Raw genomic sequence first — 15,602 nt, forward strand, 5'->3', positions numbered from 1 at the left:
GTGGATGAGGGACACCGGACGCCCCGCCGACACCTGCGAGCTTACCGGCCATCACCCGCCGGACCGAGTATCCACAGGGGATTCTCAGCTTGAAATATCCGGCGCCGAGCTGCGAATTCTCCGCTCCGCGAGGAAACCGCGGGGCCGGTATCCGATACGTCCGTTTTCCAGGCCGGCGGATTCGGTCGGCTCCCGGCCGGAGGCTCCGGTCTCGCGGGGCCTCGATTCCCGGATTTTCCCGCGTTTCAGGCGGCGGCGCGCCGAAATCCGCGTGATCCCAGGGTTTTCCCGGTTGCCGAAGCGGCTTTCGATAGGGAGCCTGGAAGGGGTGAACCCCCCGCTGGAGATTGCACCGGTCTCATCGCCCGAGCCCGATTTGCCCGTTGTGCGGGCTTTCGCGCTCGCGCCGCACACGCTGCACGATCTGCGCGGCGACGGCGAAACCTGCGCCGGGGTGGGCGAATTGCGCTACCCGGCGCGCGCGGCGCTGGTCATCGCGGGGATTCCGGGCGCGGGCAAGAGCACCGCGCTGCACACCTTCTTCGGCACCCCGCCGGACGCCGACGCCCCGGCCCGCGCCGCGCAGGGCGCCCTGGTGGTCGACTCGCACCAGTCCCGGGTGCGGCTGCGGCGCAGGCTGGCCTGGCTGCCTTACCCACTGTGGCGGCCGGTGATGCACGCCGCGCACTACACCGCGGTGCGGGCGGCGCTGCGCGGGGCGGGCCCGGTGGTGATCCACGACTGCGGGACCTACCGCTGGAGCAGGCGGATGATCGCCCGCTGGACCGCGGCGGCCGGGCGCGAGCTGCACGTCGTCATGCTCGACGTGGCGCCCGAGGTGGCGCGGGCCGGGCAGCGGGCGCGCGGGCGCCGGATCAACCCGGTCACCTTCGCGCTGCACTGCAGACGCTGGCGCGGGCTGGTCGCCGACGCGGTCCGCGACACCGCGGCGCCCGGCCGCACGACCTCCGCCGTCCTCACCGACCGTGCCGGGCTGAATCGCCTGCAGCGCATCGTCTTCGAGGACTGAGTCCGCACATCGGTTCGCGGCGCGCGCTCGGCGCAGCCGCGGGATGATCGGGCCCGGCTCGCCCGCCGCTTCGGCACGGTGCGGCAGGCACGGTGCTGGGCAACTAGATCTCCGGTTCGCCCGAGGACGGCGCCGCACGGCGTCCGGGCGGTTCGCCCGGTCAACTCGGCACGAGGACGCGCAGCGCGGCCGGGACAGCGCGGACCGTGATGGGCGGTTCGCCCGGTCAGCTCGGCACGAGGACGCGCAGCGCGGCCGGGACGGCGCGGACGGTGATGGGCAGCTCGCCCGCCGGTTCGCCGTCGGCGGTGGCGGGGGCGCCGGGGGCGGTGAGCGTGACGGCGGCGGCGCGCAGCTGGGTGCCGGCCGGGTGGTCGATCCGCTTCCCGGCGGAGAGCGCGGGGAGCAGGCGGAGCATCTCCAGCCGGGAGACCGCCCCGACCACGGTGAGGTCGAGCAGCCCGTCGTCCGGCTCGGCGTCGGGGCAGATGAGCATGCCGCCGCCGTAGGTGCGGGTATTGCCGATCGCCACCATTACGGCCTCGGTCTCCAGGACCGCGGAGCCGTCCGCGGTGGCCGGGTTGTCCAGCGCGCCGGGAGCGAGCCCGGCCAGCTCCAGCCGGTAGGGAACGCCGAGCCCGCTGCCGAGCTCGGCCAGCGCCGCCACGGTGTAGCGCAGCGAACCGCGCGGCCTGCGCATGGCATTGGCGCGCAACGTCACCCGCGCGTCGAAGCCGGTCCCGGCGACGGTCACGAACCACTGCTCCCCCGCGGCCCGCTCGATCAACCCCAGATCCAGGGTGCGGGTGTGCCCGGCGAGCAGCACCTCCACCGCGGCCGCCGGGTCGTCCACCGGGATGCCGAGTTCCCGGGCCAGGTCGTTGCCGGTCCCCGCGGGCACCAGCCCGAGCGCGACCCCGGAGTTCGCCAGCGCGGGCAGCACCACGTTCACCAGCCCGTCGCCGCCCACGCAGACCACCGCGTCCGGCCGCAGCGCCGGGTCCGCGATCGAATCCGTCACCAGCCGCACCGATTCCGCTGCGGTCGCCGCCCGCACCTCGGTGATCTCGGTGCCGCAGGCGGTGAGCGCGGCCAGCGTGGCACCCGCGACGCCGTGCCCGCGCCCGACCCCGGAGTGCGGGTTGGTCACCACGGTAACCCGGCGGATCACGGCAGCAGCTTTCCGGGATTCAGGATGCCCGCCGGGTCGAGCTCCCGCTTGACCGCGCGCAGCACCCGCACCCCGAGGTCGCCGATCTCCGCGGGCATCCAGGCCCGGTGGTCGGTGCCGACGGCGTGGTGGTGGGTGATGGTGCCGCCGTGCGCGGTGATGGCGTCGCCCGCGGCGGTCTTCGCGATCGCCCACTGCTCGACGGGGTCGTCGAGCTGCTTGGCGACCACGGTGAAGTAGAGCGAGGCGCCGGTCGGGTAGGTGTGCGAGACGTGGCACATGACCAGCGGCGGCGTGGCCTGACCGTGCAGCGCCGCGGTGAGCGCGGCGGTGACGGCGCCCTTCAGCGTGCCCAGGTTCGACCAGATGGTCGCGGTCTCCAGGGTCTCGCAGAGCACCCCGATGTCGAGCAGGGCGTCGCGCAGGTACGGCGCGCCGAACCGGCCGTGCTCCCAGTCGCGCGCGGGCTGCGGTCCGAGCGCGGTGCCGCCCGCGGCGGCGAGCAGGGCGTTCGCCTCGGCGGAGCGGGCGGCGACGTGCGCCGCGCTGCCCTCGACGGTGGTCACCGCGAGGCAGCCGGTGACCGCGGTGCCGCCGATATCGCCGGAGCGGGCCAGGTTCACCCCGGTCTCGGCCTCGTCGGAGAGCCGGAGCACGGTCGGCGCCGCCCCCGCCTGCACCACCGAGCGCAGGGCGGCGGCGCCGGTCTCGAAGTCCGGGAAGGACCAGGCCTGGTACTCCGCCGCCGCGGGGACCGGGTGCACCCGCAGCGTGACCGCGGTGATCACGCCGAGCGTGCCCTCGGAGCCGAGGAAGAGCGCGCGCAGGTCCGGCCCGGCGGCCGAGGCCGGGGCCCGGCCCAGCGCCAGCGTGCCCGCCGGGGTGGCGACGGTGAGCCGCTCCACCATGTCGTCGAAACGGCCGTACCCGGCCGAGGCCTGCCCGGACGAGCGGGTGGCGGCGAACCCGCCGATGCTGGCGAACTCGAAGCTCTGCGGGTAGTGGCCGAGCGAGAGGCCGTGCTCGGCGAGCAGCGCCTCGGCCCGCGGGCCGGTCAGCCCGGCGCCGAGCGTCGCGGTGCCCGCGACCGGGTCGACCTCGGTCAGCCGGTCCAGCCTGCGCAGGTCGAGCGCGATGACCGCCGCGCAGCCGCCGCGCAGCGGCTGCACCCCACCGACCACGCTGGTGCCGCCGCCGAACGGGACGACGGCGATCTTGAGATCGGCGCAGAAGGCGAGGACCGCGAGCACCTCGTCGTGGGTGCCGGGGAAGACCACCGCGTCCGGCGCCTCCTGGGTGCCCTGCGCGCGGCGGCGCAGCAGGTCCGGGGTGCTCTTGCCGCCCGCGTGGCGCAGCCGGTCGCGGTGCCCGGTGGAGACGTGGTCGGCGCCGACGACGGCGCCGAGCCCGGCCAGCAGCGCGGCGGGCAGCGCGGGCTCCGGCAGTGGCACGCCGCCCTCATCGCGACGCGCCACCGGCTCCCCCGAAACGCCGAAAACCTGGGTGACCAGGGATCGGACCTGCTCCGGAAGCGGTTTGTGCCCGGCGGGTACCCCCCAGGCGTCCCACACCATACCCGGTGCGGACGCCGCTCGGTCGGTCTCGGCCGCGGGGTTCCTCGTCTCCACCATGCGTTACAGTGTGACACGATCTGTCAAGCAGTAAGCCCAAGGGGAAATGTGCCGGAGCCCGAGACCGTCGACCACGCGATCTTTCGCGCCGCGCGTGCCTGCGTGGCGGAGTTCGGGGTGCGGCGCACCACGCTCACCGAGGTGGCGCGCCGGGCGGGCGTCAGCAGGCCGACGGTGTACCGGCGCTGGCCGGACACCGGCTCGCTGATCGCCGAGCTGCTGGTGCGCGAGCTGCGCGACATCGTGGCGGCGAGCATGCCGACCGTGGGTGACGCGCGGGCTCGGCTGGTGGGCGGTGTGGTCGGGGGCGCGCGGCTGGTCCGGGAGAACACGCTGTTCAGCAAGATCTTCCGGACCGACACCGACCTCATGCTGACCTACGTCTTCGGCAGGCTCGGCCGCAACCAGCGCGCCCTGATCGAGCTCTTCGCCGCCGCCATCGCGGACGGCGCGCGGGACGGCTCCATCCGCGCGGGCGAGCCGGAGCGGATGGCGACCATGCTGCTGCTCATGGTGCAGTCCGCGGTGCAGTCGGCGGGCACCGTCGCCGAGCTGCTGGACGGCCCCGCGCTGGACGCCGAGCTCACCCGCGCCGTCGACGGCTACCTGCGGCCCGACCGAGAGGACACCCCATGACCGGCGATTCCGCCCTGAACGCCGCGCGCCGCGCCCGCGAGCTCGAAGCGCTCGGCGCCGACCCCGCGGTCGACGTGCTGGTGATCGGCGGCGGGGTGACCGGCGCGGGGGTAGCGCTGGACGCCGCGAGCCGCGGGCTGCGCACGGTGCTGGCCGAGCGCGCCGACCTGGCCTTCGGCACCAGCCGGTGGAGCTCGAAGCTGGTGCACGGGGGGCTGCGCTACCTGGCCTCCGGGCAGGTCGGGATCGCGCACGAGAGCGCGGTCGAGCGCGGGATCCTGCTGCGGCGAACGGCTCCGCACCTGGTCCGGGCGCTGCCGCAGGTGGTGCCGCTGCTGCCGGGGATCGGCGGGGCGCAGCGCGCGCTGATCCGGTCCGGGTTCGCCGCCGGTGACGTGCTGCGCCGCAGCGCGGGGACCGCGGCGGGGACGCTGCCCCGCTCGCGCCGGATCGCCGCCGCCGAGACGCTGCGGCTGGCGCCGACGGTGCGCCGCGCCGGGCTGCGCGGCGGGCTGCAGGCCTGGGACGGGCAGCTGGTCGACGACGCCAGGCTGGTGGTCGGGTTGGCGCGCACCGCGGCGGCGCACGGGGCGGTGGTGCTCACCGGGGTCGCGGCGGAGCGCGGCGGCGCGGTGCTGCGCGACACCTTCTCCGGCGAGACGCTGGAGCTGCGGCCGCGGGTGGTGGTGAACGCCGCCGGGGTGTGGGCGGACACCGTCGACCCGAGCATCGCGCTGCGGCCGAGCCGCGGCACGCACCTGGTCTTCGACGCCGAGGCGTTCGGCGGGTTGAGCGCCGCGCTCACCGTGCCGGTGCCGGGCAGCGTCGGGCGCTTCGTCTTCGCGCTGCCCGCCCCGCACGGCCGGGTCTACCTGGGCCTCACCGACGAAGACGCGCCGGGGCCGGTGCCGGACGTGCCCGAGCCGACCGATGGCGAGGTCGATTTCCTGCTCGACGTGGTGAACACGGTGCTGCGGGAGCCGCTGGGGCGCGGCGACATCCGGGGCAGCTTCGCCGGGCTGCGCCCGCTGCTGCGCACCGAGGGCGGCGCCACCGCCGACCTCTCGCGCAAGCACGCGGTGCTGGTCTCGCCCGCGGGGATGGTGACGGTGGTCGGGGGCAAGCTCACCACCTACCGCCGGATGGCGGAGGACGCCGTCGACACCGCGGTCCGCACCGCCGGGCTCGCCGCCGGGCCCTGCCGCACCCGCGACCTCCCGCTGGTCGGCGCGGTCTCCGGCGCCGCGCGGGACCGGCTCGCCGCGCCGCAGCGGCTGCTGGAGCGGTACGGCGCCGAGGCGCCGCTCATCGCCGACGCCGCGCCGGTCGCGCCCGGGATCGACGTCACGCACGCCGAATTCGCCTTCGGGATCAGCCACGAGGGCGCGCTCACCCCCGCCGACCTGCTCGACCGGCGCAGCCGGATCGGCCTCGTCGCCGCGGACCGCGAAGCCGCACTGCCCGCCGCCGAAGCAGCCTTCGGCTAGTTCGGTCCGCAGCCGGACCGCCTGCGGACCTCCCGGCTCCCCCGGCCTATCAGCCGGGCAGGGTCGCGCTACGCGCAGGTCGGCCCGCGCAACTCACGGCCCGCGCAACTCGGCGGGTCGCGCCACGCGCAGGTCAGCCCGCGCAACTTCGCAATGCGCCACGCGCTGGTCGGCCCGCTCAGCGGGGCAGGGCCGCGCCGCGCGCTGGTCGGCCCGCTCAGTCGGGAAGGGCGCGCCAGTCGGCGAGTTCGGCTCGCATGCAGGCTCGGGGCCAGCGGTCCAGTCCGTGCGCTGCCTCGGCGGCGCGCAGTGCGCGCAACCCCGGCGTCTCCTCCTCCGGGGCGAGAAAGGTGAATCCGAGCCGCCGGTAGTACGGCCCGTTCCAGGGCACCTCGACGAAGGTGGTCAGGGTGAGCGCGGTGAGCCCGCGTGCCCGCGCCCAGGCGGCGGCGTGATCGAGCAGCCTGCGGCCGATCCGCCTGCCGCGCAGCGCCGGATCGACCGAGACCTGGTCCACGTGCGCGGCGCCGTCCACCAGGTCAAGCACCAGGTAGCCCGCGGGGCGCCCCTGCTCCACCCAGACCCAGGCCCGCTCGGCGCGGATGTACTCGCCGAGCACCTCGGGGGCGGGCGGGTCGTCCTCGGCGACCGCGTGCATCCCGAGTGTCGCGAAGGGCGCCCCCGCCACCTGCTCCAACTGCTGCAGGATCGGCAGGTCGGCGGGCACGGCGGGGCGGATCACCCGACGCACCCTAGCCGCGTGGCCGGGTGCCGCGCTGCCCTTTTCCGCCCGAGGCGGACAGCGCTGCGGTGCCGATCGCCACCGGCCGACCGGTCCCGGGGCCGCGCGGCCGGCTCTATGCTGGCTGGGGATGTCCGGGGGCGGCGCCGGGAAGGAGGGCGCGAATGCGCAGTGAATCGTCCACCGTCGGGATCGTGCCCGGCGCCGGGATCGTCGCCCGATTCGGCGGCGTCGTGGTCTTTCTCGCGAGCGCGAACCCCGCCACCGAGCGGATTCTCGGCGCGGTCGAGGCCGCCGCGGACGGCGAGCGGCCTGGCCCCGCCATCGCGCAGCGGCTCGCCGCCGTCGTCTTCGCCGTGGATGCGGAGCCGCCGCCGTTCGGCGTGGTCGCGCCCACCCCCGACGGCACCCTGCTGCTGCTCCGCGGGCCGGTGAGCGCGCAGCTGCACGGGGCCGAGGGGCTGCGCACGCTCTCCGGCGAACGCGCGTTCACCTGGGTCGACGAGATCGTCCGCGAACCGGTGCGCACCGTCTCGGTGGGGCCGGACGCCGATTTCCCGCTCACCGTGGCGGCGCACAGCGACCTGCGCGAAGGGGTGGTTCCCGGCGGCGGTTTCGTGCTGCGCGCCGCGCTGCGCAAGGTGGGTGGACGGAAATCCGCCGCCCGGCGGCCTGCGAAGAGCGTGGCGGGCGAGCCGCGCCCCGCCGGCGACCCGCGCCGGGACTCGGCGGCCGGCGAGCCGCCGCCGACCCAGGCCTCCGGCTTCACCGCCGGCCCCGAGCCGACCGGCGCCGAACCCGCCGTCCCGGCCGGTCCCGCCACCGCGGGCGAAGCCGCCCTGCCCGGCACCGCCGAACCCGCGCCCACCGTCCGCACCGGCAGGGGCAGGCAGGCGAAAGCGATAGGCACCCGCCCGGCGACCGGCCACGCCGTCGCCCAGTCGACCGGCCACTCCCCGGCGGCAACCCCCACCGCGACCGGTTACTCCCCGGCGAGCACGTCCGCAGCCACCGGCCACACTCCGGCCGGAACCGCGTACGCCGCTGCCGGCTCCCCGAACGCGACGGGCCACTCGCCGGCCGGCACCTCTTCCGCAACCGGCCACGCCCCGGCGGGCACCGCAGCAACCGGCCACGCTCCAGCCGGACCCTCTGCAACCGGCCACACCCCGGCCGCACCCGCGGCGACCGGCCACACCCCGGCGGGCTCTCCTGCCGGGACCGGCTACGCCCCCGCAGGGACCGGCCACAACCCCGCGTTCCCCGGCAACCCCGACTCCGACCCCACCGCCAAGGCCCCGCCCCGGCCCGACCCGCCGCGCCCCCTCGCCTGGTCCCAGGTCCCGGACGGCCCGCACACCTTCGCCCCGCGCACCGCGAGCGCCCCACCCTCGAGCCGCATGTTCCCGCCGCGCGCGGGCGAGGCGCCCGGCCGGGACGCGCAGGGCCGGGTGGCGCTGCGCAAGGCGCCGGGCAGCGGAACCAGGATGATGCCGATGGTGACCGACCCGGAGAGCGGCGCGCTCGGCGCCCTGGTCCTGGACGGCACCGCCTACCCGCTCGACCGCCCGTACGTCATCGGCCGCGGCCCGCAGACCGACGCCACCGTCAAGGCCGCCGTCGCCGCGCCGCTGGTGCTCCCGCGCGACCGGCACGTCTCCCGGGTGCACGCCTACGTCGACATCGACAACGGCTCCGTCTTCGTCCGCGACGCCGGGACCGGCGCGGGCACCTTCGTGGCGGCGCCCGGCACCGACGAGTGGGCGCGCATCGGCACCGACCGCACCGAGCTCCCGCCGGGGGCGCGGGTGCGGATCAGTGACCGGGTCCTCACCTACCTCGCCGAGCAACCGCACTGACACATCCCACGATTTGGCGGACAATGTCGGGTATGCATCGCAACAGCCCCCGCACCGACATCGACGAAGCCGCGCTCGCGGTCAGCGCGCCGAAGCAGCAGGCCGCGGGGGTCACGGCGGTGGCGGTGGCGCTGAAGCGCTCGGTCGAGGAGATGGGCGTCGTCCGCACCGCCCGCACCCTGACCAGGCTGAACCAGGTGCACGGCTTCGACTGCCCCGGCTGCGCCTGGCCCGAGCCCTCCGGCCACCGCCGCCCCGCCGAGTTCTGCGAGAACGGCGCCAAGGCGGTGGCCGAGGAGGCCACGCTGCGCACCGTCGGCCCGGCGTTCTTCGCCGAGCACGCGGTCGCGGAGCTGGCGTCCAAGACCGGCTACTGGCTCGGTCAGCAGGGCCGGATCACGCACCCGATGGTGCTCCGTGACGGCGACACCCACTACCGCCCGATCGCCTGGGACGAGGCCTACCGCCTGATCGCCGACGAACTGCGCGGCCTCGACTCCCCGGACGAGGCCGTCTTCTACACCTCCGGCCGCACCGCCAACGAGACCGCCTTCCTCTACCAGGCCCTGGTCCGCGCGTACGGCACCAACAACCTGCCGGACTGCAGCAATATGTGCCACGAGTCCTCCGGCACCGCGCTCTCCCGCTCGATCGGCATCGGCAAGGGCTCGGTCTCGATCGACGACTTCCCGAAGGCCGACCTCATCATCGTGGCCGGGCAGAACCCCGGCACCAACCACCCGCGCATGCTGAGCGCGCTGAGCGAGGCCAAGCAGGCGGGCGCGACGGTGGTCGCGGTGAACCCGCTGCCCGAGGCCGGGCTGCTCGCCTTCCGCGACCCGCAGACCCCGCGCGGCCTCACCACCGGCGTCGAGATCGCCGACGACTTCCTGCAGATCCGGCTCGGCGGCGACATGGCGCTCTTCCGCGGCCTGGCCCGGCTGCTCTTCGAGGCCGAGGACCGCGCGCCGGGCACCGTGCTCGACCGCGCGTTCATCGAGCGGCACACCGCGGGCTTCGCCGAGTACGAGCAACACGCCCGCGCGGTCGACCTGGACCTGGTCGCGCAGGCCACCGGGCTGACCAGGGCGCAGCTGGAGCGCACCGCGCACCTGCTGGCCACCTCGCGCGGCACCATCATCTGCTGGGCCATGGGGCTCACCCAGCAGGCGCACGGCGTCGCCACCATCGAGGAGGCCACCAACCTGCTGCTGCTGCGCGGCATGATCGGCAAGCCGGGCGCCGGGGTGTGCCCGGTGCGCGGCCACTCCAATGTGCAGGGCGACCGCACCATGGGCATCTGGGAGAAGATGCCGGAGCCCTTCCTGGCCGCGCTGGACCGCGAGCTCGGCATCACCAGCCCGCGCGCGCACGGCTTCGACACCGTGGACGCCATCCGCGCCATGCGCGACGGGACGGCGAAGTTCTTCATGGCGATGGGCGGCAACTTCGCCTCCGCCACCCCGGACACCGAGGTCACCGAGGCCGCGCTGCGCTCGTGCGCGCTGACCGTGCAGGTCTCCACCAAGCTGAACCGCAGCCACGTGGTGCACGGCCGCACCGCGCTCATCCTGCCCACCCTCGGCCGCACCGACTCGGACGTGCAGGGCGGCGAGCGGCAGCAGGTGTCGGTGGAGGACTCCATGTCGATGGTGCACCTGAGCACCGGGCGGCTGGAGCCGGTGAGCGCCGAGCTGCGCAGCGAGGTCGCGATCGTCTGCGAGCTGGCGGCGGAGCTCTTCGGCCCGGAGCACCCGGTGCCGTGGGACGAGTTCCGGCGCGACTACGACCGGATCCGGGACGCCATCTCCCGGGTCGTCCCCGGCTGCGCCGACTACAACGCGAAGGTGCGCTCGCGCAACGGGTTCCAGCTGCCGCACCCGCCGCGGGACGCGCGCGAGTTCCGCACCGACACCGGCAGGGCCAACTTCGGGGTGAACGAGCTGACCTGGCTCCCGGTACCCGCGGGGCGGCTGATCCTGCAGACGCTGCGCAGCCACGACCAGTACAACACCACCATCTACGGCCTGGACGACCGCTACCGCGGGGTGCGCAACGCGCGCCGGGTGGTGCTGGTGCACCCGGACGACATCGCCGAGCTCGGCCTCGAGGCCGAGCAGCTGGTCGACCTGGTCTCCGAGTTCACCGACGGCGTCGAGCGGCGGGTGGTGGCCTTCCGGGTGGTGCCGTACCCGACGCCGCGCGGCAATGCCGCCGCCTACTACCCGGAGACCAACCCGCTGGTGCCGCTCGACCACGTGGCGGCGGGCTCCAACACCCCGGTCTCCAAGGCGGTCGTGATCCGGATCGAGCCGCACGTGCACGCGGGCGCCCCGTCGTGAGCCGGGTGACCGCGCGCCGCCGGATGCGCCGCATCACCCCGGCGGGGCAGATCACCCGGCCGGATTCGCTCGCGGTCGAGGAGCCGCTGGAGATCCGGGTGAACGGGCAGTCGCTCACCGTCACCATGCGCACCCCGGGCAGCGATATCGACCTGGTGCACGGCTTCCTGCTGGCCGAGGGCGTCATCGCGGACGCCGACGACGTGGTGAGCGCGCGGTACTGCGCGGGCACCGACGACCAGGGCCGCAACACCTACAACGTGCTCGACGTGCAGCTGCGGCACGCGGCGGCGATCCCCGCGCGCAAGGTGCTCACCACCGGGGCCTGCGGGCTCTGCGGGCGCACCGCGCTGGACCAGGTGCACACCAGCACCGCGCACCCGTTGACCGGGGCGGGGCCCGCGGTCGCGCCGGAGGTGCTGGCCGGGCTGCCGGAGGCGCTCCGCGCCGAGCAGGCGGTCTTCGACGCCACCGGCGGGCTGCACGCCGCCGGGCTCTTCACCCCCGCCGGCGAGGTGGTCTGCGTGCGCGAGGACATCGGCAGGCACAACGCGGTGGACAAGGTGGTCGGCTGGGCGCTGCGCGAGCGCCGGGTGCCGCTGCACGACCTGCTGCTCGTGGTGAGCGGCCGCGCCTCCTTCGAACTGGCGCAGAAGGCGGTGCTCGCCGGGATCCCGCTGCTGGCCGCGGTCTCCGCCCCCAGCTCGCTCGCGGTGGACCTGGCCGTGGAGTCCGGCCTCACCCTGGTCGGCTTCCTGCGCGGCGACACCATGAACATCTACGCAGGCGAACAGCGCATCCGCACCGCCGCCACCCACCAGCTGGAACCGGAGCCGACGCCCGGCTGAGTCCACGCTTCGCCTCGCCCGGCCGAGTCCGCGATGCGCCTGCGCCTCGCTCCGCTGCGGCCGCGCCTTGTCGGCGCTGCGCGCCCCGCGGCCCCGCGCGCCCCGCCCTCAGAACCCGGACCAGGCGCCCCGCGCCGTGATGTGTTCCAGCGCCTGGACCACGGCCGGGGCGCAACGGTGCGCGTCCTCCGGCCCGAACCATGCCAGCTCCGCGATCTCCGCCGCCGGGGCGGGAACCCCGTGCCCCGGCGCGGTGAAACAGTGCATCTCGACCAGGGTCCTGGGAAGCCCGTGGGCGGGCGCGGTGATCGTCACCACGGGCGTGATCCCCTCCGGTTCCAGGTCGACGCCGACCTCCTCGCGCACTTCACGGAGCAGCGCGCCCGCCAGGGTCTCCCCCGGCTCCGGCTTGCCGCCCGGCAGGTAGAAGGCATCCCTGCCCTCGGTCCGGACGGCCAGCAGCCTGTGCTCCCGCAGGCACAGCCAGGCCACGGAGGTGAGCGTCGATTCCCCGGTCATACCTCGGAAATGTAGTGCGTCAGGGCGCGAGCGCGTCGAGCAGCGCGGCCCGCTGCCGCGCACCGAGCCCGCCGATCCGGCGGTCCTCGGGAATGTCGGCCTGGTCGAGCAGCTTGGCGGCCTTGACCGGCCCGACCCCGGGCAGCGCCTTGATCACGGCGGCGACCTTCGTCTTCTTCACCAGCTCGTCCGAGTCCGCCTTCTTCAGGAGGTCGGCGACGCTCACCTTGCCGGACTTCACCTTGCCGATCAGCTCCGAGCGTGCCTTCCGAACCGCCGCCGCCTTGGCCAGCGCTTCCGAGCGTTGTTCGGCGGTCATCGTTGGCAGTGCCATTTCTCCTCCGCTTTCACTCGTCACATCGAACATCTGAATCAACCGGGACCGATTAGACAGCACCGGATCGGCCCGGAACGCCCGACACACCGGAAAAACGCCGCCCGAACGCGATGAATCCCGCCGTCATAGCCCGTCTGCACAGATGTGGGGTAACGCACTCCCCCGGCTTCCCGACATTTCGGGTAGGACACGGAACACCGGGCTCAACGGCGAACCCGAGGGAATCGACGACGCTTCCCGTTCGGTTCCGGCCGAACCCGCCGCACACCCTGCTACCCTGCGAACTAGAACACGTTTCACTTTTCGCTCGGAACAGAGGTTGGCATGGCACAGCAGATCCGCGACGTGGTGCACCGGTACGTCGAACTGGTCGGCTCCGGTTCGACCGCGGAGATCCTCGCGCTCTACGCCGAGGACGCCGTGATCGAGGACCCGGTCGGCACCGACCCGAAGAAGGGCCACGCCGAGATCGCCGCGTTCTACGACGTCATCACCGGCCTGGAGCGCTCGACCGAGCTGGCCGAGGGCACCGTGCGCGCGGTCGAGGGCCACGCCGCCTTCCAGTTCACGCTGACCACCAAGTTCGGCGACCAGAGCTTCGTGGTCTCGCCCATCGACGTCATGGAGTTCGACGCCGAGGGCCGGATCACGCACATGCGGGCCTACTGGGGCCAGGACGACATGCAGGTCGAGGGGTAGGGCGGGTCCGCGGCGCGGCCTGCGTCAGCCTGCCCGCCCCGCCAGTGCCGCTGCCGCCGCCAGGTCGGGGACGGTGCGCACCGGCGGCTCCACCGCGGCGACCGCGAGCAGCCGCTCGACGCAGGGCGCGCAGGCCACTACGCAGAGCGCGCGCCCGGAAGCCGCGAGTTCGGCGCGGATGTCGAGCAGCGCGCGCAACCCCGCGCTGCCGAAGAAGGTGACCTTGGAGAGGTCCACCGCGACCAGTGGCGCCGCGCCGTCCAGCGCGGCGCCCAACCTGCGGGCGAAGATCTCGACGGTGTAGCCGTCCACGTCGCCGGCGACGGCGCAGAGCGTCAGGGTCGCGGCGGGGTGGGTGACGGCGATGCGCAGCCGATCGGCGGCGCTGCGGCGCTTGGCGGCCGGGGCGGGCGGGACGGCGGATTGACGGGGTGGGGCGAGAACGATCATGAGGACCTCGGTCCTGTGCGTTCGCGTCGACCGGGGCCGGCGGGGTGGAGCGCCCCGCGGATCGCGCCTCGGAGAGGCTGCCTCGGAACTGGGCTGTCGGAACTCAACCTTCACAACGGAGTACCCGTTGTGACTCCTCACTACACCGGAAATTTCCCGCCATTCCCCGGGCGAGCACCTCGCCCGGGGATCGGGGAGCTACGCGGACTTGTCGCGGCGCTCCGCGCGCTGCTGCTTGCGCGGCACGATGGTCGGCAGCACGTTGTCGTTCACCGTGTCCGCGGTGACGACCACCTTGGCGACATCGTCGCGGCTGGGGATGTCGTACATCGCGGGCTGGAGGACCTCCTCCATGATCGCCCGCAGGCCGCGGGCGCCGGTGCCGCGCAGAATGGCCTGGTCGGCCACCGCCTCCAGCGCGTCGTCGGTGAACTCCAGATCGACGCCGTCCATCTCGAAGAGCCGAACGTACTGCTTGACCAGCGCGTTCTTCGGCTCGGAGAGGATCTTGACCAGCGATTCCTTGTCCAGGTTGGTCACCGAGGCGACGACCGGGAGCCTGCCGATGAACTCCGGGATGAGCCCGAACTTGATCAGGTCCTCCGGCATGACCTCGCCGAAGTGGTCGGCGGTGTCGATCTCGGCCTTGGAGCGCACCTCGGAGCCGAAGCCGATGCCGCGGTGCCCGGTGCGGTCGGAGATGATCTTCTCCAGCCCGGCGAAGGCCCCCGCCACGATGAACAGCACGTTGGTGGTGTCGATCTGGATGAACTCCTGGTGCGGGTGCTTGCGCCCGCCCTGCGGCGGCACGCTCGCCTGGGTGCCCTCCAGGATCTTCAGCAGCGCCTGCTGCACGCCCTCGCCGGAGACGTCGCGGGTGATCGACGGGTTCTCGCTCTTGCGGGCGATCTTGTCGACCTCGTCGATGTAGATGATGCCGGTCTCGGCGCGCTTCACGTCGTAGTCGGCGGCCTGGATCAGCTTGAGCAGGATGTTCTCGACGTCCTCGCCGACGTAGCCTGCCTCGGTCAGCGCGGTGGCGTCCGCGATCGCGAAGGGGACGTTGAGCATCTTGGCCAGCGTCTGCGCCAGGTAGGTCTTGCCGCAGCCGGTGGGGCCGAGCATCAGAATGTTCGACTTGGCCAGCTCGACCGTCTCACCCCGGCTGTCCCGGCTCTTGTCCCCGGCCTGGATCCGCTTGTAGTGGTTGTACACGGCGACGGCGAGGGTGCGCTTCGCGGTGTCCTGCCCGATGACGTAGTTCTCCAGGAAGTCCCGGATCTCCTGCGGCTTGGGCAGCTCGTCCAGCTTGACCTCGCTCGACTCGGCGAGCTCCTCCTCGATGATCTCGTTGCAGAGATCGATGCACTCGTCGCAGATGTACACCCCTGGTCCCGCAATGAGCTTCTTGACCTGCTTCTGGCTCTTTCCGCAGAACGAGCACTTGAGCAGATCGCCGCCATCACCGATGCGCGCCATCTCGTGGGTCCCTACTTCCTTGTCCGCGTGCAACCGTTGTTCCCGGCTGCCAGCTGTCCGCCGTTCGCCCGCACCGCGGCGACAACCACCCGCGCTGCGGCCCCACCGCCGGGACGGCACGCTCGGTGCCGAGGCGAACACTCGTCGTCACGACGGTCGATCCACCGGTGTGGCGGGCGGGGCGGCGATGTCGACAGCCAGGCTGTCAACCGGGAGCCGAGGTCCCTGTGTCGACCGTACCCAATGTCTGCGACGCAGGTCGACAACTCGGGCATGTTTCTCGCCCGGCGTGTGTGCGATCGCACCGCGGGTCGCCGGTGGCCGGGGCGGCCCATCAGGGCGCACCGGGACCGGTAGAGGAACGACGGGTCG

Annotated in this window: 14 protein-coding genes; 7 read left to right on the forward strand and 7 right to left on the reverse strand. The window is 73.9% G+C overall.

Going from position 1 to position 15,602, the window contains the following annotated elements; translation table 11 throughout:
- Positions 1-385 precede the first annotated feature (385 nt).
- The gene (locus tag ACFUUZ_RS30035) at positions 386-1,030 is read left to right on the forward strand and encodes an AAA family ATPase (protein WP_378702119.1); all 645 of its coding nucleotides are present in this window, start codon (positions 386-388) and stop codon (positions 1,028-1,030) included.
- A 226-nt stretch (positions 1,031-1,256) separates the two neighbouring features.
- Here the strand turns inward: ACFUUZ_RS30035 and ACFUUZ_RS30040 are convergent, their stop codons facing one another.
- Positions 1,257-2,201 (reverse strand): YegS/Rv2252/BmrU family lipid kinase, encoded by a 945-nt coding sequence (locus ACFUUZ_RS30040; protein WP_378702121.1) that lies wholly within the window; start codon positions 2,199-2,201, stop codon positions 1,257-1,259.
- Entirely contained in the window at positions 2,198-3,832 is a 1,635-nt protein-coding gene (locus ACFUUZ_RS30045) for an FAD-binding oxidoreductase (protein ID WP_378702123.1), read from the reverse strand. The genes ACFUUZ_RS30040 and ACFUUZ_RS30045 overlap by 4 nt, the downstream gene beginning before the upstream one ends.
- 48 nt (positions 3,833-3,880) lie before the next feature.
- Here ACFUUZ_RS30045 and ACFUUZ_RS30050 point away from each other — a divergent pair, with 48 nt between their 5' ends.
- Both ACFUUZ_RS30050 and ACFUUZ_RS30055 read left to right on the forward strand, forming a co-directional pair.
- Positions 3,881-4,468: a TetR/AcrR family transcriptional regulator gene (locus ACFUUZ_RS30050; protein WP_378702125.1), complete on the forward strand. Its 588-nt coding sequence runs from the start codon at positions 3,881-3,883 to the stop codon at positions 4,466-4,468.
- Entirely contained in the window at positions 4,465-5,955 is a 1,491-nt protein-coding gene (locus tag ACFUUZ_RS30055) for a glycerol-3-phosphate dehydrogenase/oxidase (RefSeq protein ID WP_378702127.1), read from the forward strand. Before ACFUUZ_RS30050 ends, ACFUUZ_RS30055 begins: the two co-directional genes overlap by 4 nt.
- Positions 5,956-6,172: 217 nt before the next feature.
- Here ACFUUZ_RS30055 and ACFUUZ_RS30060 read toward each other — a convergent pair whose 3' ends face one another.
- Positions 6,173-6,697: a GNAT family N-acetyltransferase gene (locus ACFUUZ_RS30060; RefSeq protein ID WP_378702129.1), complete on the reverse strand. Its 525-nt coding sequence runs from the start codon at positions 6,695-6,697 to the stop codon at positions 6,173-6,175.
- A gap of 164 nt (positions 6,698-6,861) precedes the next feature.
- Here ACFUUZ_RS30060 and ACFUUZ_RS30065 point away from each other — a divergent pair, with 164 nt between their 5' ends.
- The 3 genes from ACFUUZ_RS30065 to fdhD are packed head-to-tail and all read left to right on the forward strand — an operon-like array spanning position 6,862 to position 11,746.
- Entirely contained in the window at positions 6,862-8,556 is a 1,695-nt protein-coding gene (locus ACFUUZ_RS30065) for an FHA domain-containing protein (RefSeq protein ID WP_378702131.1), read from the forward strand.
- Positions 8,557-8,588: 32 nt separating this feature from the next.
- Positions 8,589-10,898: an FdhF/YdeP family oxidoreductase gene (locus tag ACFUUZ_RS30070; protein WP_378702133.1), complete on the forward strand. Its 2,310-nt coding sequence runs from the start codon at positions 8,589-8,591 to the stop codon at positions 10,896-10,898.
- Positions 10,895-11,746: a formate dehydrogenase accessory sulfurtransferase FdhD gene (fdhD, locus tag ACFUUZ_RS30075; RefSeq protein ID WP_378702135.1), complete on the forward strand. Its 852-nt coding sequence runs from the start codon at positions 10,895-10,897 to the stop codon at positions 11,744-11,746. The genes ACFUUZ_RS30070 and fdhD overlap by 4 nt, the downstream gene beginning before the upstream one ends.
- 108 nt (positions 11,747-11,854) lie before the next feature.
- Here fdhD and ACFUUZ_RS30080 read toward each other — a convergent pair whose 3' ends face one another.
- Complete coding sequence (locus tag ACFUUZ_RS30080; RefSeq protein WP_378702137.1) at positions 11,855-12,265, reverse strand: NUDIX domain-containing protein; 411 nt, start codon at positions 12,263-12,265, stop codon at positions 11,855-11,857.
- A gap of 19 nt (positions 12,266-12,284) precedes the next feature.
- Entirely contained in the window at positions 12,285-12,599 is a 315-nt protein-coding gene (mihF, locus tag ACFUUZ_RS30085) for an integration host factor, actinobacterial type (protein ID WP_067654521.1), read from the reverse strand.
- Between the two features lie 327 nt (positions 12,600-12,926).
- Here mihF and ACFUUZ_RS30090 point away from each other — a divergent pair, with 327 nt between their 5' ends.
- A complete protein-coding gene (locus tag ACFUUZ_RS30090; RefSeq protein WP_378702139.1) occupies positions 12,927-13,301 on the forward strand; it encodes a nuclear transport factor 2 family protein in 375 nt (124 codons plus the stop codon).
- Between the two features lie 24 nt (positions 13,302-13,325).
- Here the strand turns inward: ACFUUZ_RS30090 and ACFUUZ_RS30095 are convergent, their stop codons facing one another.
- Together ACFUUZ_RS30095 and clpX are read right to left on the reverse strand one after the other, a co-directional pair.
- Entirely contained in the window at positions 13,326-13,751 is a 426-nt protein-coding gene (locus ACFUUZ_RS30095) for an STAS domain-containing protein (protein WP_378702141.1), read from the reverse strand.
- Positions 13,752-13,949: 198 nt separating this feature from the next.
- A complete protein-coding gene (gene clpX / locus ACFUUZ_RS30100) occupies positions 13,950-15,230 on the reverse strand; it encodes an ATP-dependent Clp protease ATP-binding subunit ClpX (protein ID WP_378702143.1) in 1,281 nt (426 codons plus the stop codon).
- Positions 15,231-15,602: the final 372 nt, after the last annotated feature.

It is taken from the genome of Nocardia sp. NPDC057353 (assembly GCF_042667085.1).
Lineage (GTDB): Bacteria > Actinomycetota > Actinomycetes > Mycobacteriales > Mycobacteriaceae > Nocardia.

Excerpts from the sequence above, each read along its gene's own strand:
- clpX (WP_378702143.1), bottom strand. The coding sequence starts at position 15,230 with ATGGCGCGCATCGGTGATGGCGGCGATCTGCTCAAGTGCTCGTTCTGC.
- mihF (WP_067654521.1), bottom strand. The coding sequence starts at position 12,599 with ATGGCACTGCCAACGATGACCGCCGAACAACGCTCGGAAGCGCTGGCC.
- ACFUUZ_RS30080 (WP_378702137.1), bottom strand. The coding sequence starts at position 12,265 with ATGACCGGGGAATCGACGCTCACCTCCGTGGCCTGGCTGTGCCTGCGG.
- ACFUUZ_RS30070 (WP_378702133.1), top strand. The coding sequence starts at position 8,589 with ATGCATCGCAACAGCCCCCGCACCGACATCGACGAAGCCGCGCTCGCG.
- ACFUUZ_RS30045 (WP_378702123.1), bottom strand. The coding sequence starts at position 3,832 with ATGGTGGAGACGAGGAACCCCGCGGCCGAGACCGACCGAGCGGCGTCC.
- ACFUUZ_RS30095 (WP_378702141.1), bottom strand. The coding sequence starts at position 13,751 with ATGATCGTTCTCGCCCCACCCCGTCAATCCGCCGTCCCGCCCGCCCCG.
- ACFUUZ_RS30055 (WP_378702127.1), top strand. The coding sequence starts at position 4,465 with ATGACCGGCGATTCCGCCCTGAACGCCGCGCGCCGCGCCCGCGAGCTC.
- ACFUUZ_RS30090 (WP_378702139.1), top strand. The coding sequence starts at position 12,927 with ATGGCACAGCAGATCCGCGACGTGGTGCACCGGTACGTCGAACTGGTC.
- ACFUUZ_RS30065 (WP_378702131.1), top strand. The coding sequence starts at position 6,862 with ATGCGCAGTGAATCGTCCACCGTCGGGATCGTGCCCGGCGCCGGGATC.